Annotated in this window: 16 protein-coding genes; 14 read left to right on the top strand and 2 right to left on the bottom strand. The window is 62.1% G+C overall.

Annotation, left to right across the window (positions count from 1 at the left end; genetic code table 11):
* Positions 1 to 234: 234 nt before the first annotated feature.
* The gene (locus FHT87_RS01685) at positions 235 to 1,452 is read left to right on the top strand and encodes an SfnB family sulfur acquisition oxidoreductase (protein WP_183798989.1); all 1,218 of its coding nucleotides are present in this window, start codon (positions 235 to 237) and stop codon (positions 1,450 to 1,452) included.
* A gap of 74 nt (positions 1,453 to 1,526) precedes the next feature.
* Here the strand turns inward: FHT87_RS01685 and FHT87_RS01680 are convergent, their stop codons facing one another.
* Positions 1,527 to 2,735, bottom strand: a complete 1,209-nt coding sequence (locus FHT87_RS01680; RefSeq protein WP_183733345.1) for an acyl-CoA dehydrogenase family protein — start codon at positions 2,733 to 2,735, stop codon at positions 1,527 to 1,529.
* Positions 2,736 to 2,811: 76 nt separating this feature from the next.
* Complete coding sequence (locus tag FHT87_RS01675; protein ID WP_183733348.1) at positions 2,812 to 3,858, bottom strand: substrate-binding domain-containing protein; 1,047 nt, start codon at positions 3,856 to 3,858, stop codon at positions 2,812 to 2,814.
* Between the two features lie 235 nt (positions 3,859 to 4,093).
* On the opposite strand from FHT87_RS01675, the gene FHT87_RS01670 reads away from it, so the two are divergent.
* The 13 genes from FHT87_RS01670 (at position 4,094) to FHT87_RS01610 (ending at position 19,037) form a co-directional block, all read left to right on the top strand.
* Positions 4,094 to 5,578 (top strand): sugar ABC transporter ATP-binding protein, encoded by a 1,485-nt coding sequence (locus FHT87_RS01670; protein WP_183798985.1) that lies wholly within the window; start codon positions 4,094 to 4,096, stop codon positions 5,576 to 5,578.
* Entirely contained in the window at positions 5,575 to 6,633 is a 1,059-nt protein-coding gene (locus FHT87_RS01665; RefSeq protein ID WP_183798982.1) for an ABC transporter permease, read from the top strand. The genes FHT87_RS01670 and FHT87_RS01665 overlap by 4 nt, the downstream gene beginning before the upstream one ends.
* Positions 6,634 to 6,748: 115 nt before the next feature.
* Positions 6,749 to 7,759, top strand: a complete 1,011-nt coding sequence (locus tag FHT87_RS01660; protein ID WP_183798979.1) for a sugar ABC transporter substrate-binding protein — start codon at positions 6,749 to 6,751, stop codon at positions 7,757 to 7,759.
* Between the two features lie 60 nt (positions 7,760 to 7,819).
* Positions 7,820 to 9,370, top strand: a complete 1,551-nt coding sequence (locus FHT87_RS01655) for a sugar ABC transporter ATP-binding protein (protein ID WP_183798976.1) — start codon at positions 7,820 to 7,822, stop codon at positions 9,368 to 9,370.
* Positions 9,360 to 10,379 carry an ABC transporter permease gene (locus tag FHT87_RS01650; RefSeq protein WP_183798974.1) on the top strand — a complete coding sequence of 340 codons (1,020 nt, stop codon included), beginning with the start codon at positions 9,360 to 9,362 and terminating at the stop codon, positions 10,377 to 10,379. Before FHT87_RS01655 ends, FHT87_RS01650 begins: the two co-directional genes overlap by 11 nt.
* Position 10,380: 1 nt before the next feature.
* A complete protein-coding gene (locus tag FHT87_RS01645; protein WP_183798971.1) occupies positions 10,381 to 11,358 on the top strand; it encodes an ABC transporter permease in 978 nt (325 codons plus the stop codon).
* Between the two features lie 32 nt (positions 11,359 to 11,390).
* Entirely contained in the window at positions 11,391 to 12,791 is a 1,401-nt protein-coding gene (locus FHT87_RS01640; protein WP_183798968.1) for an LLM class flavin-dependent oxidoreductase, read from the top strand.
* Between the two features lie 120 nt (positions 12,792 to 12,911).
* Positions 12,912 to 14,522, top strand: a complete 1,611-nt coding sequence (locus FHT87_RS01635; RefSeq protein ID WP_183798965.1) for an ABC transporter substrate-binding protein — start codon at positions 12,912 to 12,914, stop codon at positions 14,520 to 14,522.
* A gap of 40 nt (positions 14,523 to 14,562) precedes the next feature.
* A complete protein-coding gene (locus FHT87_RS01630; protein WP_183798961.1) occupies positions 14,563 to 15,552 on the top strand; it encodes an ABC transporter permease in 990 nt (329 codons plus the stop codon).
* Positions 15,549 to 16,379 (top strand): ABC transporter permease, encoded by an 831-nt coding sequence (locus tag FHT87_RS01625; protein WP_183798957.1) that lies wholly within the window; start codon positions 15,549 to 15,551, stop codon positions 16,377 to 16,379. The genes FHT87_RS01630 and FHT87_RS01625 overlap by 4 nt, the downstream gene beginning before the upstream one ends.
* Positions 16,376 to 17,158, top strand: a complete 783-nt coding sequence (locus FHT87_RS01620) for an ABC transporter ATP-binding protein (RefSeq protein WP_183798954.1) — start codon at positions 16,376 to 16,378, stop codon at positions 17,156 to 17,158. Before FHT87_RS01625 ends, FHT87_RS01620 begins: the two co-directional genes overlap by 4 nt.
* Positions 17,155 to 17,934 (top strand): dipeptide/oligopeptide/nickel ABC transporter ATP-binding protein, encoded by a 780-nt coding sequence (locus FHT87_RS01615; RefSeq protein ID WP_183798951.1) that lies wholly within the window; start codon positions 17,155 to 17,157, stop codon positions 17,932 to 17,934. The genes FHT87_RS01620 and FHT87_RS01615 overlap by 4 nt, the downstream gene beginning before the upstream one ends.
* Positions 17,935 to 17,945: 11 nt before the next feature.
* On the top strand, positions 17,946 to 19,037 hold the full coding sequence (locus FHT87_RS01610; RefSeq protein WP_183798948.1) for an aminotransferase class V-fold PLP-dependent enzyme: 1,092 nt from the start codon (positions 17,946 to 17,948) through the stop codon (positions 19,035 to 19,037).
* The last annotated feature ends 231 nt before the right edge of the window (positions 19,038 to 19,268 follow it).

Here is a 19,268-nt window from a genome sequence, read left to right as displayed (position 1 = left end):
TTACGTAGGAGCTGGAGAGCAGCAATAGAAGATCGACCATGTCATTTTTCGGCGACAGTTCCACCACCAAACCGGTCACTTCCAGGTGAGATCGACGAAGATGCACGTTAGACGCCGGGCCAGCCGCCGGATAAGCAAGCGCTTTCCATTTTCTATCACATCTATAGAATTTATAATCTTACCTCTCGCTTCGATTTCTTTCACCCATAGCCTCGTCAGAACCTGGAGAAATCGATGACGACCGTGCTCAGGCAACAAGATCAGATCCGGCCCGTGGCCGCCCGCATTGCCAGCGACGAGGAAGCGCTTGAAACGGCGCGTAGGCTGGCCGTCCAGTTTGCTGCTACGGCCGCCGGGCGCGACGCAGAACGCCGGTTGCCCTTTGCCGAACTCGATGAACTGGCCCAGTCCGGCCTGCTGGCGATCGCCGTCCCCGCACAATATGGCGGGCTCGATGTCTCGAATGCCGTGCTGGCTGAAGTAACGGCGATCCTCGCAGCAGCCGATGGCTCGATCGGCCAGATCCCGCAGAACCATTTCTACATTCTGGAAGCGCTGCGCACGGATGGCAGCGAGGAGCAGAAACGGTATTTCTTCGGCCGGGCGCTCGCCGGCGACCGCTTCGGCAATGCGCTTTCCGAGCGCGGCACCAAGACGGTCGGCCACTACAATACCCGCATTGTCAGGGACGGGCCTGGTTATCACATCAATGGCACGAAATATTATTCGACCGGCGTGCTCTTTGCCGACTGGGTCACCGTTTTCGCGCTTGACGAAGAGGACCGTCTCGTCATGGCCTTCGTGCCGAAGGGCACTGAGGGCGTTGAGACCATCGACGACTGGGATGGCTTCGGCCAGCGCACGACGGGCAGCGGCACGACGATCTTCAACAATGTCTATGTGCATGCCGATTCCGTCGTCTTGCATCACAAGGGCTTCGAGCGGCCGACGACGATCGGCTCGGTCGGCCAGATCGTCCATGCCGGCATCGATCTCGGCATCGCGCGCGCAGCTTTTGCCGAGACGCTGGAATTCGTGCGCACCAAGTCACGCCCCTGGATGGACAGCGGCGTGGAGCGCGCCGCCGATGATCCGCTGACGATATCGAAGGTGGGGCAGATCGCCATCCGGCTGGAGGCTGCAACAGCGCTCCTCGAACGCGCCGGCCGCAAGGTCGATGCGGCGCAGATCGAGACGACCGAGGCGACCGTCGTCGAGGCCACACTTGCGGTCGCTGCCGCCAAGGTGCTGACGACAGAGATTGCGATCGAAGCAACCAACACGCTGTTCGAGCTCGCCGGAACATCCGCGGTCAAGGCCGAACTCAATCTCGACCGGCACTGGCGCAATGCACGCACCCATACGCTGCACGATCCAGTGCGTTGGAAGTACCACGTCGTCGGCAATTACCATCTGAACGGAGTGACACCGCCGAAGAACGGCGCGCTCTGACCGCTCTCCTCAAACTGAAAACCCCATTTCCGATGACCGAAATGGGGTTTCTTTTTGAGTAAATCTACCTGATCTCAACTGTAGAGGCTGACGTCGGGAATCCTGTCGTTCAGCACGAACTCGCCGACTTCCTTGGCCTTGTAGAAAACCGGATCGTGCAGCGTGTGGGTGCGCACGTTGCGCCAGAAACGGTCGAAGCGATATTTCTCCGCCGTCGACCGCGCACCGGTCAGTTCGAAGACACGTGACGTGATGTCGAGCGAGACATGGGTGGCGTGCACCTTGGCGGCATAGGCTTCCGCAGCCGCCTCGCCACGCTCGCGTACCGTGACGGCATGACCCTTTGCAAGCCCGGCCTGGACTGCCGCTGCTGCCGCGTCGGCCAGCGCCGCAGAGGCCTTCAGCGTAGCCGTGAACTCGCCGACCCGTTCGAGAATATAAGGATCGTCGGCAGCGCGCTCGACGCCTGACGTAACCCATGGACGCGTCGTCGTGCGCACATAATCGATCGCAGCCTGAAGTGCGCCTTCGGCGCTGCCGAGATAGAAGTTGACGAAAACGAGTTGGATAAGCGGTGTGTTGAAGGTCGAGAGGACGGGCGGTGCTGCGTCGGGCGCGGCCGGGACGCCAACGAAATCCTCCTCATAGACGGGGAAATCGTGGAACTCGACGCTGCCGCTATCCGAAAGACGTTGACCGAAATTGTCCCAGTCGTCGTTTGCCTGGTAGCCCGACCGATTGGTGGGTACAGCGAAGCCGACGATCTTGTCGCCCAGCGCCGCATTGGCATTGATATAGTCGGACACGTGGGCGGCGGTGGAGAAGGACTTGCGTCCATTCAGCACATAGCCGTTGCCGCGGCGGGTGAGAACAAGGCCTGGATCACGCGGATTGACGGCGGCACCCCAATAGAGGTTTTTCGCAACGGTTTCAGAGCCGAATGCATGGGCGCGGGCTTCATCGAGTGCCCAGTAAATGAATTGGCTGTTGACGTAGTGATAGCCGAGAAGCTGGCCGATGGAGCTTTCACCGCGCGCCAGGATGCGCACCAGCCGCAGGCCATCGACCCAGTCCAACCCGCCGCCACCAATCTGTTGGTCATGCAGGGCATTCAGCAGGCCCGCATTCTTCAGCTTGACGATTTCGGCCAGCGGTGGACGACCGTCACGGTCGAGCTCAGCTGCCCGTCTGGAAAGATCGGCCGAGATTTCCTCGGCACGGGCAAAGAGGTCCTCTCGCGTCGTGCTGCGGTTGGTCGCAAAGACGACATTGGACTGGCTCATGGGTTAAAACTCCGGTTTTCAGAAATGGGGCCGGCGGGGGCCGCACAACCCCCGCCGGAAGATCGAGGCAGGCAGCCTAGAAAAGCTTGTCCGGAATCCAGCTCGCGGTTGCCGCATCGCTTGTGCTGAAGGCCGGGATTTTCTGCGCCAATTCCTCGATCGTCTTGACGCCGGCCGCACGCAGGCTTTCCTGCGTCAGCAGCGTTGGCTTGACCGTGATCTGATGAGGGATCTCCTGTCCGGCGATCTGGAGAGCCGCCGCGCGCACGGAAACCGCGCCGACGACGGCCGGGTTGGTCGCAACCGTCGCAACCCAGGGGCTGCCTTCTTCGGTGATCTCCTGAATGTCGGCGGTCGAGACGTCGGCCGAATAGATCTTCAGCTTGCTCGCAATACCGAGATCGTTGGCAGCAAGCTTCACGCCGCGGGCAAACTCGTCATAAGGCGCGAAGACGACGCTGATGTCAGGATTGGCGGTCAGCGCGGCCTTCGCCTGATCGGCCGTTGAGGTCGCCGTCGTATCGCTGACATTGCCGAAGCGGGCCTTCTCGATCACGCCGGAATTCTCCGATTTGAACTTCTCCCAAACCTCGTTGCGGCGGTCGAGCGGCGCGAATCCTGCGACATAGACATAACCGGCATTGAAGCTCTTGCCGTTATCCTTCACCGCCTGCTCCAGCGCACGCTCGGCGAGTTCGTGGTCGCTTTGCTCCACCTGCGGCACTTTGGGATTGTTGAGGTTGACGTCGAAGGCGACGACCTTGATGCCCTTGTCCAGCGCCTGCTGGACGACATCGCCGAGCGATTCCGGCAGGCCATGGTCGACGACGATGCCGGCAACACCGAGATTGATCGCCTGCAAGATCTGCTCGCGCTGTTCGGCGGCATCCTGCCGCCCGGGGAAGACGCGCAGGTCAATGTCGAGGGCCTTGGCCTGGGCTTCCGCGCCGGCCTGATAGGCCTGGAAAAAGTCGCCAGCCGAGATATAGCTGATCAGCGCTACCTTGACGCCGCCCTTGTCGAAGGGCGCAGGAGCGCCGCTCACGCCACCCGCAAGGGAAGGCTGGGCAAAGAGCAAAGAGATTGCGGCAGCAGAGAGCGCAAGCCGTGCGAGGGATTTCATCGTCGCGGTCCTTCTGGTCGATCGTGAGCGTCGTCTGACAGGTAGGCAGTTCTCCTGCGACGCATAAAATTATTAGATATAAACTCTATGTTTTTAGTAGATTTAATGATCCGATTTTCGCGGCTTCCGGAGATTCTTTGTTCTCGACATCATACACCAGTGACAAAGCGTGCCTGGAGGTTCGGGCACCTTGCAGGCGAATATTGCAGCTTGAAAGCAGACCTGGACTTGCCCGATGCCACTCCTTCATGTCGAAAACATCACTCGCAGTTTCGGGTCGACGCGCGCCCTTGCGGGCGCCCATTTCTCGATTGAGCGCGGCGAGATCGTTGCGCTTATGGGCGCAAATGGCGCGGGCAAATCGACGCTGGTGAAGATATTGTCAGGTGTGCTCGCAGCCGATGGCGGCACGATCAGCCTGAACGACCGGCTCTTCTCTCCGAGGACCCCGTCCGAAGCTGGGAAGGCCGGCGTCGTCACCGTGCATCAATCGACCGATCTTGTCGGCGCGGCAGGCCTGACGGTGGCCGACGCCCTGTTGCTGAATCGCTTCGCCGAGCGGGGCACGCCTTTCTTTGTTTCGCGGGCATGCGTGCGGCGCCAGGCCCGTGCCATGCTCGATGCCGCCGGTTTCTCGCTGCCGCTCGACAGGGATTTCGGCGATCTGACCGCCGCCGACCGGCAACTCGTGGCAATCGCTCGGGCGCTTGCCAACAAGGCTGACCTGCTGATCCTCGACGAGCCGACCGCAAGCCTTTCGGCAGACGAGAGCCGGCGCCTCTTCGACATCCTGCTCAGCCTGCGTGCACAAGGTCTTGCGATCCTCTACATCTCCCACAGGACTGCCGATCTCGAAGCGATCGCCGACCGGGCACTCGTCATGCGCGGCGGCCGCGTCGTCGGCAGCTTCAACCGCCCCATCGATTTTTCCAGCGCCATTGAAACGATGATCGGTCGCCGGCTGGAAGCGGCGCGGCCGGACGCGCGACCGGCGACTGGTCCGGCCGTTCTCGAGATGCGCGACGTACGCCTTCTGCCGACAAGTGCCCCCTTCGATCTGACCCTGCATGAGGGAGAGGTCGTCGCCATCACCGGCGTACTCGGCGCCGGCAAGAGCCGCCTGCTCTCCGTAATCTTCGGCGCAAGAGAATTTGCCGGCGGCGAGATGCGGCTCGATGGCAGGTCCTACCGGCCGAAATCACCTGGTGGCGCGATTGCAGCCGGCGTGGCAATGGCCGCAGAAGACCGCCACCGCTCCTCGCTCATGCCCGCCACCTGGCCCGGCAATTCGCTCGCCGCCACCATCAGCCTGCCGCATCTTTCCAAATGGTATCCGCACGGCCTTCTATTCGGCGGCCGCGAACGCCGCGAGGCCGAGAAGGCTATTTCCCGTCTCAGCATCAGGGCCGCCGGTCCCCTCACCTCCGTCTGGACACTGTCAGGCGGCAATCAGCAGAAGACGGTGATCGCCCGCTGGGAGGCGGAGCCCAGCCGGTTGCTGCTGCTCGACGAGCCATTCCAGGGCGTCGATGTCGGCGCCCGCCACGATATCATCCAGGCGATCCGCGCCCGCACCGGCCGCGCAACCCTGATCGCCACATCCGATCCCGAAGAGGCCTATGAGGTCGCCGACCGCATCCTGACCATCGACCGCCACACGCTGCTGCCAGTCATCACAAATGTCGCCTCTTCTTCAGCCATACAGGGACTTTCCGCATGACGACCATCGACGACGAAGTGCTTCCGAAGGCTGTCGCAGGGCCGAAAAGCCGCAACCCGGCCAATCGCCTCCTGGCGCTCGGCAGCGTTCTGCGCGCCGGCGCAGTCTTCATCCTGCTCGGGCTGATGGTGATTGGCTTCACCTATGCCGAACCGGCCTTCATCAATATCGGAAACCTGATGAGCATCCTGCAGGCCGTGTCGGTTGTCGCGATCCTCGGCGCCGGTGTCACGGTGACGCTCGCCGTCGGCGGCTTTGATCTCTCAATCGGTGCGGTTGCCGCCTCCAGCGTCATGGCCGCAAGCTACGCGATGATCGTCTGGCATCTGAGTGCCTTCGCGACTGTACCGCTGGTGCTCGCCTTTGGAGCGGCAATCGGGCTCGTCAACGCCTTCCTCATCGTGCGCCTGCGTGTGCCAGATCTGCTTGCGACGCTCGCCATGATGTTCCTGCTGTCGGGCCTGCAGCTCATCCCGACGGCCGGACGCTCGATTTCGGCCGGCCTCGTTCTGCCCGACGGCTCCAAGGCGACCGGCGCCTATGACCCGGCCTTCCTGCTGATTGGTCGCTACAGCCTGTTTAACACTCTGCCCGTTTCCGTCGTGCTGATGGCGGTCGTCGCGATCGTTCTCTTCGTGCTGACCGAGCGCACCCGCATCGGCCGGCTGCTCTTTGCGACCGGAGGCAATGAGGTGGCAACGCGGCTTGCCGGCGCTTCCACGACGCGACTGAAGACACTCGCCTATGTCATTTCGGGGGCCTTAGCAGCGCTTGGCGGCATCGTAATTGCCGCCCGCGTCGGCCGCGGTGACGTTTCCTCCGGCGGGTCGCTGCTTATGGACTCGGTCGCAGCCGCGCTGATCGGCTTTGCCGTCCTCAATCTGCGCCGTCCTAATGTGCTCGGCACGATTGCCGGCGCCGTCTTCGTCGGCGTGCTGCTCAACGGCCTCACCATGCTGAACGCCCCTTACTACACCCAGGATTTCGTCAAGGGCGCCGTGCTCGTCGGAGCCTTGGCGCTGACCTACGGCCTCGGCCGCAACACCGATCGCTGACAGCGGGATTTGGCCTCAGAAAATTTCCTGCGATCGCGTGCTTTTGGAATAACGTACCTCTTATACACTTAAAATCTATATAATTTATAGACTATAAAATTGAGAGGGTATCGTTATGAATGAAGGACTTGGAGGCGGCTTCGGACGCCGCGAAATCTTGAAGCTCGCGGCAGTCGCCGGAGCGACATTTGCGGGCGCAAGCATGCTGACTGCGCCGGCGGCAAGGGCCGCAGACGAAGGCCTTTCCCTGCAGGGCAAGCGCATCGCCATCAGCGCCACCGGCACGGACCACTATTTCGACCTGCAGGTCTACAATGCCCAGATCGACGAAGTGAAGCGGCTCGGCGGCGAGCCGATCGCAGTCGATGCCGGCCGTAACGACGGCAAGCTGATCGCCCAGCTTCAGACGCTCGTCGCGCAGAAGCCGGATGCGCTCGTCCAGATCCTCGGCACGCTCAGCGTTATCGATCCCTGGCTCAAGAAGGCCCGCGATGCCGGCATTCCGGTGCTGACCGTCGATGTCGGCTCGACCAATTCGATCAACAATACGACGTCGGACAACTGGGGCATTGGCAAGGACCTCGCCCTGCAGCTCGTCTCCGACATCGGCGGCGAGGGCAATATCGTCGTCTTCAACGGCTTTTACGGTGTCACGCCCTGCGCGATCCGCTACGATCAGCTTGTCAATGTCATCAGGTATTTCCCGAAGGTGAAGATCATTCAGCCGGAGCTGCGGGACATCATCCCGAACACGGTCCAGGACGCCTTTACCCAGATCACCGCAATCCTCAACAAATATCCGGACAAGGGCTCGATCAAGGCCGTCTGGTCGGCCTGGGACATTCCGCAGCTTGGCGCAACGCAGGCGATCGCCGCTGCCGGCCGCAACGAGATCCGCACCTATGGCGTCGACGGCAGCCCGGAAGTTCTCCAGCTCGTTGCCGACAAGAACTCTCCGGCAGGCGCCGATGCCGCTCAGCAGCCGGCAGAGATCGGCCGCGTGGCGGTCCGCAATGTCGCCAAGCTGCTCGCTGGCCAGACGCTGCCGCGCGAAACCTATGTGCCGGCGCTGCTCGCCAACAAGGAAAACGTATCCGAGATCGTCAAGAAGCTCGGCATTGGTTGACATCAACTCGGACCTTGCTGCTGGCGCCACAAGGTCCGCCCCTTTCCGGAAAGCTGCATCATGACTGTATCCGCCCCGACGCAACCGGCCGAAAATGACGATGTCATCATTCGCTTCGACCGCATCGTGAAGCGCTTCGGCGGCGCGCAGGCACTTGCCGGCGCATCGGTCGCCATACGCCGCGGCACCGTTCACGGCCTCGTCGGGCAAAACGGCGCCGGCAAGTCGACGCTGATCAAGCTGCTTGCCGGGCTGCATAGACCGGATGACGGCCGGATTGAAATTGAAAACAAAACCCATGACCGGCTGACGCCGCATCTCTGCGAAGAGCTCGGCATCCATTTCATTCATCAGGACCGGCTGCTGGTTCCGACATTCACCGTCGGCGAAGCGCTGTTTCTCGGGCGAGAAACGCGGCTTGCGGGAACGCCGTTCATCGACCGACGGGCCATGCAGAAGCGCGCCACCGAGCTTCTTGCCAATTATTTCGGCGTGAACCTGCCGAAGAATGCTCTAATCAGCGAGCTGTCGACCGCTGAAAGGCAAATCGTCCAGATCACCCGAGCGCTGCTGCATCAGCCGAAGGTGCTGGTGTTCGACGAGCCGACCGCGGCCCTCGTCCGACGCGAGGCCGAAATCCTCTTCCGCCTGATCCGCCGGCTGCGCGATGAAGGTGTGACGATCATCTACATTTCGCACTACCTCAATGAGATCCAGGAGCTGTGCGATCACGTCACCGTGCTGCGCAATGGCCTGGATGTGGCCTCCCTGCCGATCGGCGAAACGTCAGCCAAGGCGATCGCCAGCCTGATGATCGAACGCGATATTGCCGAGATGTTTCCCAAGCGCCGTGTGGAGCTCGGCGAAGACATCCTGAAGGTCAGGGCGCTTTCGTCGCCGAACCGTTTCGACGATATCAGTTTCACCTTGCGCCGCGGCGAAGTGCTCGGCATTACCGGCCTTCTCGGCTCGGGCGCAAAGGACCTCATCCGCACGCTGTTCGGGTTGGAACAGGCCGCCAGCGGCGAAATCGAGATAGGGGGACAAACGGCACAGCCACGCAGCCCCGCAAAAGCTGTCGACCGCCGGCTTGCGCTCGTTCCCGAGGATCGGCGCGGACATGGCGTGGGCCTCGATCTCAGCCTGTCCGAAAACATCACGCTTCCAAGCCTTGCCCGCTACAGCCGTTTCGGTTTTCTCAATCTGAAGCGCGAGCGCTCCGATACCACCGACCTCATCAAGCGGCTGCAGATCAAGACGGCAGGCCGTGATGCTTTGGTTCGCACGCTCTCCGGCGGCAACCAGCAGAAGGTTGCCATCGCCAAATGGCTGAGCCGTCAGTCGGAAATCTATCTGCTGGACGAGCCGACGGTCGGCGTCGACATCGGATCCAAAGTCGAGATCTATGCCCTGATCGGTGAGCTTGCCGCGCGCGGCGCCGGCGTCATCGTCTTATCCTCCGACCTGCCGGAGCTCGTTGGTATCACCGATCGCATTCTGGTGTTCTTCCGCGGACGGCTGATCCGCGAACTCGGCTCCGCAAAGACCACAACGGATGAAGTGCTGTCGATTTCGACCGGCGCTTCGGAAGGATTACGCCATGTCGGCTGACATTCAGTTTGCCACCCTCCCCGTCGCCTCGTCGGATCACCCACCGCAGGCAAAAGGCAAAGCCGCTGCCGCAGTTCTCCGCTTCGGTTCCCTGCTCGCCTTTGCCGCGATCCTCTTGGTTTTCTCGTTGACGGCTCCCTATTTCCTGTCGGTCGGCAATATCGGCAATGTCCTCGGCCAATCCGCCATTTCGGGTGTTCTTGCGATCGGCCTGACGGTCGTATTGATCGCAGGCGGTTCGAATGTCGTCACCGGCGGCATCGATCTGTCATTGGCGGCGAATATGGGCTTGAGTGCAGCCGTTTATGCCTCGCTGATCCAGCTCGGCTACGGCGATCCCGTGGCGGTCACCGCCGCCTTGCTGACCGGGCTTGCGATCGGCGTGATCAATGCGACCGCCGTCGTCCTGGCGGGTATAGTACCCCTGCTTGCAACGCTTGCCGTCATGAACGTCGTTGCCGGCCTCGAACTGGTTCTCACGCAGAATACGGTCGTTCCCGCTTCCACCGATTTCCTGACGGCAATCTCGGCTTCCGACAGCTTCGGCATCCCGATCCTTGCCTATGTCCTGATAGGCTTTACAGCAATCGCGACGGCAATCGTGCAATACACACCTGTGGGGCTGAGGCTCTATGCGGTCGGCGAGTTTCCGGACGCTGCACGCGCTGCGGGCCTGCCGCTCAAGCGCCTGCTTTCCGGCGCTTTCATTGCCAGCGGTCTCTGCGGCGGTTTTGCCGGCATCCTTTCAGTTTCCTATCTCAGCGGCAGCACGACGGGTTCGGGGGAAGCGCTGCTGCCTGTCGTCGTCATCGCGCTGCTCGGCGCAGTCTTCTCCCGTCGCCTGGTGCCGACCGTTCCGGGAACCCTGATATCGGCGCTTTTCGTCGGCGTCCTGACCAACGGCTTCCAACTGCTGAACCTGCCGAGCACGCTCGTCAGCGGCGTGCAGGGCCTTCTCATCCTGATCGTCGTGTCGGCCACGACGCTGCTGCGCAAACGGGAGATCTGACATGTCCGCTCCGACTTTTGCCGGACGCTCGGCCGCGGGCTTCGCACGATATGGACTGATTGTGGCGCTCGTCGCGGTCTTCTCCGTTTTCTCGATCCTGGCGCCCACCTTCCTGAGTCCGGGCAATCTTCAGAGCATTCTGGTGAACAACTTCACATTGCTGGCCATCGTCTCGATCGCGATGACCTTTGCCGTATCGGCCGGCGGCATCGATCTCTCCGTGGGTACGGCGGTCGATGTCGCAAGCTTCGCCTTCGTCTCCCTGGTGCTGGCCGGGCAGCCGGTGCCATTGGCCCTCGCGGCCGGTCTCGCCGCGGGCGCACTTGTCGGCGCCTTCAACGCTATTCTTGTTTCTGCAATCGGCGTCGCACCCTTCCTGGCGACGCTTGGCACATTGTTCATCGGGCGCAGTATCCAGCAATTGCTGACCAACGGCGGTAATCCCGTCTATCTGCCGCCCTCGGGCATTCCACCCGCCTTCCGTTTCCTCGGGCACGGAACGATCGCAAATGTACCGGTGCCCCTCATCGTTGCGGCCGTCATCATCGCAGGTGCGGCGGCTGCCTTTGCCTGGACGCGGTTTGGACGCGTCGTGCTTTCGATCGGCATCCAGCCGAGCGTGGTGCGTTACTCCGGCATCGGACTTGGTGCTCATGTCGCGGCGACCTTCATTCTTGCCGGAACCATTGCCGCCGTTGCCGGCCTGATCCTGACGGCGACGGTGACGGTCTACATCCCTTCCTCCGGCAATGCGTTCCTGCTGAACGCGATCGGCGCGACCTTCATCGGCACGACCCTCTCGCCGCTCGGCCGGCCCAACATCCTCGGCACCGTGCTCGGCGTCCTGCTCCTCAGCGTCGTCGCCAATGGCCTCTTGCTGACGGGCCTGAACTTCTACTGGCAACAGGTCGGCACCGGCACGCTCATCTTCGCCGTGCTCGCCTTCAGCTTCATCAACAGGAAAACCGTCGGCGCCTGACCGCACCCGCCGACAGATGCAGGAAATATGACATGACCCGTGAAATCAGGCTCAACGCCTTCGACATGAATTGCGTCGGACACCAGTCGCCGGGCCTTTGGCGGCATCCGCGCGACAAATCCTGGACCTACAAGGATCTGGACTATTGGGTGCATCTGGCAAAGACGCTGGAGCGCGGCAAGTTCGACGGTCTCTTCATCGCCGATGTGCTCGGCGTCTATGACGTGCTGAACGGCAATGTCGACGCAGCGCTGCGCCATTCCGCGCAGGTGCCGGTCAACGATCCGCTGCAACTCATCCCGACCATGGCTTACGAAACCGAACATCTCGGCTTCGGGCTGACGGCCTCGCTCTCCTTCGAGCACCCCTATACATTCGCGCGCCGCATCTCCACGCTCGACCATCTGACCAAGGGCCGCGTCGGCTGGAACATCGTCACCTCCTATCTCAACAGCGGCGCGCTCAATATCGGTCAACCGGCGCAGACCAACCATGACGACCGCTACGACCTCGCCGACGAATATCTCGAGATCTGCTACAAGCTCTGGGAAGGAAGCTGGGAGGACGATGCCGTTGTCCGCGACCGGGAAAAAGGCATCTTCACGCATCCGGAAAAGGTCCATCCGATCAACCATGCCGGAAAATATTTCACGGTTCCCGGCATTCACCTGAGCGAGCCTTCGCCACAGCGCACTCCAGTGCTTTATCAGGCCGGCGCCTCCAGCCGCGGCAAGGATTTTGCCGGCGCGCATGCCGAATGCATTTTCGTGGCTGCGCCCTCCAAGGCGGTCCTGAAGCGCTACGTGGCCAACGTCCGCCAGGCGGTCGAACGGCTCGGGCGCAACCCGCGCGAAATTCTCGCTTTCAATCTCCAGACGGTCGTGCTCGGCGAAACGGATGCCGAGGCGCAGCGAAAATTCAACGAATACCGCCAGTACACTTCCTTCGAAGGCGCGCTGACGCTGATTTCCGGCTGGACAGGCATCGACTTTGGCCAATTCGGACCGGACGAGGTACTGCGCCACCGCTATACGAATGCCGTGCAATCGGCCGTCGAAACCTTCACGACCATCGATCCGGACAAGGAGTGGACGGTACGCGAGATGGCCGACTGGGTCGGCGTCGGCGGCTTCGGGCCGGTCTTTGTCGGCTCGCCGTCAACGGTTGCCGACTTGATGCAGGAATGGGTCGAGGATACCGATGTCGACGGCTTCAACCTCGCCTATGCGGTCACGCCGGAGAGCTTTGAAGACACTGTCGATCTGCTGGTGCCCGAACTTCAAAAACGTGGGGTCTACAAGACCGAGTACCGGCAAGGCACGCTACGTGAAAAGCTCGGCGGCGGCGGACCGCGACTGGTTGCCCCGCACCCAGGAGCAGCCTACCGTAACCTCGGCGCCGAAGCGCCCCGGCTTGCCGTGGGCAGCCGTTGAAAATAATGGCTGGGTGACAAAAAATATCTCGCCTGGCCATCATGTTCGAATTTAATTCCTGTCACACTTACGGTGTCAGCTCGAATATAGCCCATTGAATTTTTAAGGATTGGACGGGGCATGACTATTGCAGATATCTCTCGGCGCAGCCTGCTGCAGGGTACCGCGCTGCTGCTCGGCTCGACCGCATTTTCGCGCATTGTTCTGGCACAGGACGTGCCGGCCGGCGGGCGCCTGATCGTCGCAGCCGACTCCGAGCCGAAAAACCTGAACCCCGCCATTGTTGCCTCTAACGGCGTCTTCTTCGTTGCAAGCAAGGTGATCGAACCGCTGGCCGAAGCCTCCTACGAGGGCGCGGATGGTCTCGCACCGCGGCTCGCCACCTCCTGGGAAGGCTCGCCTGACGGGCTTTCCGTGACTTTCAAGCTGCGTGAAAACGCCACCTGGCACGACGGCAAGCCGTTCACGTCGGCCGACGTCGCCTTCTCCGCGCTCTACGTCTGGAAGCCGCTTCAGAATCTCGGGCGCCTGGTCTTCGCCAATCTGCAGACAGTCGATACGCCCGATGGCCATACGGCGATCTTCCGCTTTTCGAAGCCGACGCCCTTCCAGCTCATCCGCAATGCGCTTCCAACCGTCACCAGCGTCGTCGCCAAGCATATTTTCGAAGGCACGGACATCGCCAAGAATCCTGCCAACAACACGCTTGTCGGTACCGGCCCGTTCAAGTTCGCCGAATATAAACCCGGCGAATATTACCGGCTGACGCGCAACGAGAACTACTGGCAGAAGGGCGAGCCGAAGCTCAACGAAATCGTCTACCGCGTGCTGCCCGACCGTGAATCGGCTGGCGCGGCATTGGAAGCCGAGGAAATCCACCTTGCTGCCTTCTCGGCCGTGCCGCTCGCCGATCTCGACCGCATCTCCAAGGTCGACGGCATCAAGGTCATCTCCAAGGGCTACGAGGCGCTGACCTATCAGCTCGTCATCGAGATCAACCATCGCCGCAAGGAACTCGCCGATCTCAGAGTCCGCCAGGCGATCGCCCATGCGATCGACAAGAAATTCGTCGTCGACACGATCTTCCTCGGTTATGCGACGGAATCGACCGGCCCCATCCCGAAGAATTCCAAGGAGTTCTACACGGCCGACGTCGCGAATTATAATTTCGACGTGCAGGTGGCAAACGATCTGCTGGACCAGGGCGGCTATACGAGAGGACCTGACGGCAATCGTTTCCAGCTCAAGCTGCGGCCGGCGCCCTATTTCAACGAGACGCGCCAGTTCGGCGACTATCTGCGCCAGGCGCTTGCTGCTGTCGGCATCGACGCTGTGATCGTCAATGCCGATGCGGCCGCCCACCAGAAAGCGGTCTATACGGATCATGATTTCGATATTGCCGTCGGCCCGCCGGTCTTCCGCGGCGATCCGGCCATCTCCACCACCATCCTGGTTCAGTCCGGAACGCCCGACGGTGTGCCTTTCTCCAACCAGGGCGGCTATGTCAGCGCCGAACTCGACAAGATCATCGCGCAGGCGTCCGGGACCATTGATGCGGCTGCGCGTACCGACCTCTATTACAAGTTCCAGCAGCTCGTGGTAGCCGAACTACCGCTGATCAACGTCGCCGAATGGGGTTTCATCACGGTTGCTCGCGACACAGTGCTGAACGTCTCGGATAATCCACGCTGGGTGGTCTCGAACTGGGGCGATACCGCGCTGCAATCGTGATAGGGTCGAAGGCGCAATTGCTTCGGGGGCCTCGTCCGGCGTGAAACGTGCACTTCTCCTCCTGAGACACAGGATCATCAGCAGCATTCCGGTGCTGCTGATCGTCGTGATCTTCAGCTTCTTCCTGCTTGAATCCGCCTCCGGCGATGCCGTCGATGCCTATCTCGGCTCTATCGGCGGCGGCGATGCAGCTCTCATCAAGTCGCTGCGGGAAAGTTATGGGCTCGATCAATCGGTCTTCGCCCGTCTCTGGCTCTATCTGTCGTCGCTCGCCCGTCTCGACCTCGGCTGGTCGGTGGCCTTCAACCGGCCGGTGCGGGATCTCATCGCCGAGCGGCTGCCGAATACGCTGCTCTTGATGGGAAGTGCGACGGCGCTGTCCTTCGGGCTTGGCACAGTGCTCGGCATCCTTGCCGGCGCGAGGCCGGGCAGCCTGCGTGATCGTTTTCTCTCGATCGGTTCACTGATCATCTATGCCATTCCGAGCTTCTGGCTGGGACTGGTGCTCAGCATCCTGTTTTCGGTTAAACTGCGCTGGCTGCCGATCGGCGGCATCGAGACCATCGCCTCCGGCAAAACAGGCCTTTCCCGAGCGTTTGATATCGCAGAACACCTGGCCCTGCCGGTCGGGGCGCTCGCCTTTATCTATCTTGCGCTGTTCCTGCGCGTCATGCGCTCGGGCATGGCTGAGGCGTGGAAGCTCGATTTCGTGCTGTTTGCCCGGACAAAGGGCCTGTCGCGCAGCCGCATCGTGCTTCGCCATGTGGCGCGCAATGCGCTGCTGCCGCTCGTCACCATGCTCGGCCTGCAGTCCGCCGCCATGCTTGGCGGCAGCGTCGTCATCGAGAGCGTCTTTGCCATTCCGGGCTTCGGCAGGCTGGCCCAGGAGGCCGTCAACGGCCGTGACGCGCCGCTCCTGATGGGCATCATCGTCACCAGCGCCGTTCTCGTCATCTGCGTCAATTTCATCGTCGATCTCGTCTATGCCGCCCTCGACCCGCGCATCGGCGCGTCGGAGGGCCGCGCATGACCCTGCTCAAGCGTCTCCTAGGGACTCCGGAAGGTACGATCGGACTTGTCATTCTGGCAGCCCTGTTTATTGCCGGCCTGCTGGCACCGGCGATATCGCCGGGAGATCCGCTGCGGATCGCCGGCAGGGCGTTGCTTTCACCCTTCTCTGATCCGAGCCTGCCGCTCGGCACGGACCGGCTGGGTCGCGATGTACTCGCCGGCCTGCTCTATGGCGCTCGGACCTCGCTGGCCGTCGGGATCGCCGCAGCCCTTTCCGCCATGCTGCTCGGGCTTTTTGTCGGCATGGCTGCCGGCTTTGCCGGCGGCGCGATCGACGAGTCGCTGATGCGTGTGGTCGATGCCTTCCAGATCGTCCCAGGTTTTTTGCTAGCGCTCGCCTTCGTCAGCATCATCGGTGTGTCGACGCCGGTCGTCGTCTTCGCGATCGCCCTCGGCACTTGGGCCGATCCGGCGCGGCTGACGCGAGCACAAGTGCTGTCCATCCGCGAGCGAGATTATGTGGCGGCCGCGCGGGTGATCGGCATGCATCCGGCCGAGATCGCCTTCAAGGAGATCCTGCCGAACGCATTGCCGCCGGTTCTGGCGTTGTCGGCCACTATCGTCGCCGGCGCGATCCTGACCGAAGCGGCCCTCTCCTTTCTCGGTCTCGGTAATCCCAATCTCGCCACCTGGGGCTCTATGATCGCCGAAGGCCGTAGCGTATTGCGCTCCGCTGCCTATCTTTCGGTTCTCCCCGGTCTGGCGCTGGCGATCACCGTGCTCGGCGTCCACCTTTTCAGCGAGGGCCTGACGAGGGCACTTGGTCATGAGGGAGGCTCCCGATGACTCCGCCCTTCTGCTGCGTGAAAAGCCTGTCGGTCCGCTATGGACTGGAGGTGGCGCTGAAATCCGTCGACCTCGATATTGTCAGGGGTGAGAGGCTGGCGATCATTGGCGAAAGCGGTTCGGGCAAAAGCACGCTTGCGCGGACACTTGCCGGCCTTTTACCGGAGCGGGCCAGAATCGAAGGCGAAATAACGTGGCCGGCGCTCGGCCATGCTCCGCTCCCCGGCCGTGATTTCGGTTTTGTCTTTCAGGACCCCGGCACCAGCCTCAATCCGGTGCTGACCATCGGCGAACAGGTTGCCGAAGTCGCCAGAAGACACCTCCGCCTCGACTGGCGGCAAGCCTATATGCATGCCGAGGAGCTTCTGGATCGCGTCCGCATACCGCAGCCCGCCAGCACCATGCGTGCTTTCCCGCATCAGCTTTCCGGCGGCCAGCGGCAACGCGTGGCGATTGCCGCAGCAATTGCGGCCAAGCCCGCCTTGCTGATCGCCGATGAGGCGACCAGCGCGCTCGATGTCGTGGTTCAGGCAGAAATCGTCAGACTGCTCGAAGGGCTGGTTCGTGAGGAAGGCATGACGCTGCTCTTCATCACCCATGATATCGCGCTCGCCTCCGGCTTCGTCGATCGCGTCGCCGTCTTCCGCAAAGGTGAACTGGTCGAGGCCGGCCCTGTCCGGTCGGTTCTGTCATCGCCAGCCGAGAGCTATACTGCCGCCCTCATCGCCAACCATCGCGATCTTTCCACGCAGCCACTGATTAGCGAGGTTGTGTCATGAATGGGCTTCTGACCGTAGATGCATTGTCCAAGGCCTATTACAGCTCCGGCCGCCAGGTTGCGGCTCTCGACAATGTTTCCCTGACAATCACGGCCGGCGAAACCCTGGGCCTCGTAGGAGCCTCGGGCAGCGGAAAATCGACGCTGTCGCGCGTCCTTCTGCGTCTGCTGAAGCCTGATGCCGGCTCCATCCGGTTCGAAGGGGAAGATTGGCTCGCACTTCGCGGCGTCGACCTGCGGCGCAGACGCGCGCGCATGCAAATGGTATTTCAGGATCCCCTCGGCGCCTTCAATCCGTTGGCCTCCGTCGCCTCGGTTCTCGACGATCCGCTGCGCATTCACGATATCGCGGACAGGAAACAACGGCCGACCGAAATCGCCGCCCTGCTGGAGCGCGTCGGCCTGCCCACCGCCTTTGCCTCCCGCCCAGTCCGCACATTGTCGGGCGGCCAACGACAGCGCGTCGCCATCGCCCGCGCCATCACGACGCGACCCGCCCTGCTGGTGTTGGATGAGGCCGTCTCCGCACTCGATGTGACGGTTCGGGGCCGCATCCTTGAATTGTTGGTCGAGCTGCAGCGCGAGCGTGGCCTTGCCTATCTCTTCATATCCCACGACCTCGCGGTGGTGCGGGCGATCTCGCATCGTATCGCGGTTATGGATGCCGGCCGCATCGTCGAGGAAGGACCGGCAGCCGATGTCGTCACCGCACCGCGATCCGATGCGGCGCGCCGGCTCGTTGCGGCCGTGCCGCGCCTCGTGACCGAACCCGCTTGAAGGAGCCGCCTATGACCGAAGCTTGGAACCCGCTCTACGGCGCGCCGGCCTATCCGGCAGAACGTTACGCCATTCTTGCCCGCCGCATCGGCGCAATCCTGAAGACGGATAACGACGTGCTGCTGGTGCAGGCCGAGGCGGTGGTGGCGCTTGAGGCCGTTGCGACCAGCCTTGCCAGACCCGGTCTTGCGGCGCTGAACATCGTCACCAGTTCCTATGGCGGCTGGTTCGGGCAGTGGCTGCGGCGTGGCGACGCTGACGTCATCGACATCGTCGCCCGACCCGGCCTGCCCATCGAGGTCGAAGCGATTACCGCTGCGCTGGAAGCCAATCCCGGTGTCCGTGTGCTGGCGCTCGTCCACGCGGAATCGGCAAGCGGCATCCTCAATCCACTGCCCGAAATCGTCGCGCTGGCGCGGACACGTGGCGTCGTAACGGTGGTCGATGCCGTAGCGTCCGTTGGCGGTCATGTGCTCGATGTCGCCGGATTGGGCATCGATCTTGCCGTCATCGGCGCGCAGAAGGCGCTTGGCGGACCTGCTGGCGTTTCTGCCCTGTCGGTCAGCCCGCGAGCCTGGGAGCTGATCATGCATGACGATGCGCCGCGCAACTCCATCCTGTCACTCGCCGACCTGAGAGCCTGGGTGGATGGCGGCCGCAGCGCTTTGCCCGGAACGCCCGCGCCGTTGGAATTTTTTGCATTGGAGGCGGCACTCGACCGGGTCGAGGCGGAAGGCATCGAACAGACCGTCGCTCGTCACGAGAAGGCCGCTTTCGCCAGCCGAGCCGGTTTGTCAGCGATGGGAGCAAGCCTTTGGGTGCCTGCCAAACAGGCGTCAAACCTGGTGACAACGATGTCCACACCGACAGGCGTGGAGCCCACATCGGTCATCCGCTTTGCTGCGGGACTGGGTGTCGACCTGACGGCCGGTGTCGGCACCGGCCTGTCGCATCTCATACGATTGAACCACACAGGCCGACGAGCGACGTTCCAGACCGTGCTTGCAAATGTCGTGGCCTATGGCGAAGCCCTGCGTCAAGCCGGTTTGCCGGCGGATCTCGGCGCCGCGTCGGAGGCAGTTGTCAGAGCCTATAGCGGCTGATCCTTAATACCAGGAGAGCGGCGTTGGCTGCCATTCCTCCCGCAGACTGTGCAGACGGTTTTCGAAATCCTCGCCCGTACTTCGAAAACCTCTTGCTCCTGGCTCCGGAAAAGCCTCGCAGAGATATATTGTCTATAAAATAGTGCTCTATTTTGCTGAGCCGCGGTGCACGGAGAGACCGCCGGAAGATTGGCTTGCGAAAAAGGCCTCCTCTCACCGTAGCGCCAATCT

Origin of the sequence: Rhizobium sp. BK316 (assembly GCF_014193695.1) — a bacterium.
GTDB lineage: Bacteria > Pseudomonadota > Alphaproteobacteria > Rhizobiales > Rhizobiaceae > Rhizobium.
The sequence above is the reverse complement of the archived record's forward strand: the minus strand, read 5'-3'. Positions and strand labels throughout refer to the sequence as shown.

Coding starts and splice junctions, on each gene's coding strand:
- FHT87_RS01655 (WP_183798976.1), top strand. CDS start 7,820: ATGACTGTATCCGCCCCGACGCAACCGGCCGAAAATGACGATGTCATC.
- FHT87_RS01620 (WP_183798954.1), top strand. CDS start 16,376: ATGACTCCGCCCTTCTGCTGCGTGAAAAGCCTGTCGGTCCGCTATGGA.
- FHT87_RS01665 (WP_183798982.1), top strand. CDS start 5,575: ATGACGACCATCGACGACGAAGTGCTTCCGAAGGCTGTCGCAGGGCCG.
- FHT87_RS01675 (WP_183733348.1), bottom strand. CDS start 3,858: ATGAAATCCCTCGCACGGCTTGCGCTCTCTGCTGCCGCAATCTCTTTG.
- FHT87_RS01610 (WP_183798948.1), top strand. CDS start 17,946: ATGACCGAAGCTTGGAACCCGCTCTACGGCGCGCCGGCCTATCCGGCA.
- FHT87_RS01635 (WP_183798965.1), top strand. CDS start 12,912: ATGACTATTGCAGATATCTCTCGGCGCAGCCTGCTGCAGGGTACCGCG.
- FHT87_RS01625 (WP_183798957.1), top strand. CDS start 15,549: ATGACCCTGCTCAAGCGTCTCCTAGGGACTCCGGAAGGTACGATCGGA.
- FHT87_RS01685 (WP_183798989.1), top strand. CDS start 235: ATGACGACCGTGCTCAGGCAACAAGATCAGATCCGGCCCGTGGCCGCC.
- FHT87_RS01645 (WP_183798971.1), top strand. CDS start 10,381: ATGTCCGCTCCGACTTTTGCCGGACGCTCGGCCGCGGGCTTCGCACGA.
- FHT87_RS01640 (WP_183798968.1), top strand. CDS start 11,391: ATGACCCGTGAAATCAGGCTCAACGCCTTCGACATGAATTGCGTCGGA.
- FHT87_RS01615 (WP_183798951.1), top strand. CDS start 17,155: ATGAATGGGCTTCTGACCGTAGATGCATTGTCCAAGGCCTATTACAGC.
- FHT87_RS01670 (WP_183798985.1), top strand. CDS start 4,094: ATGCCACTCCTTCATGTCGAAAACATCACTCGCAGTTTCGGGTCGACG.
- FHT87_RS01680 (WP_183733345.1), bottom strand. CDS start 2,735: ATGAGCCAGTCCAATGTCGTCTTTGCGACCAACCGCAGCACGACGCGA.
- FHT87_RS01660 (WP_183798979.1), top strand. CDS start 6,749: ATGAATGAAGGACTTGGAGGCGGCTTCGGACGCCGCGAAATCTTGAAG.
- FHT87_RS01650 (WP_183798974.1), top strand. CDS start 9,360: ATGTCGGCTGACATTCAGTTTGCCACCCTCCCCGTCGCCTCGTCGGAT.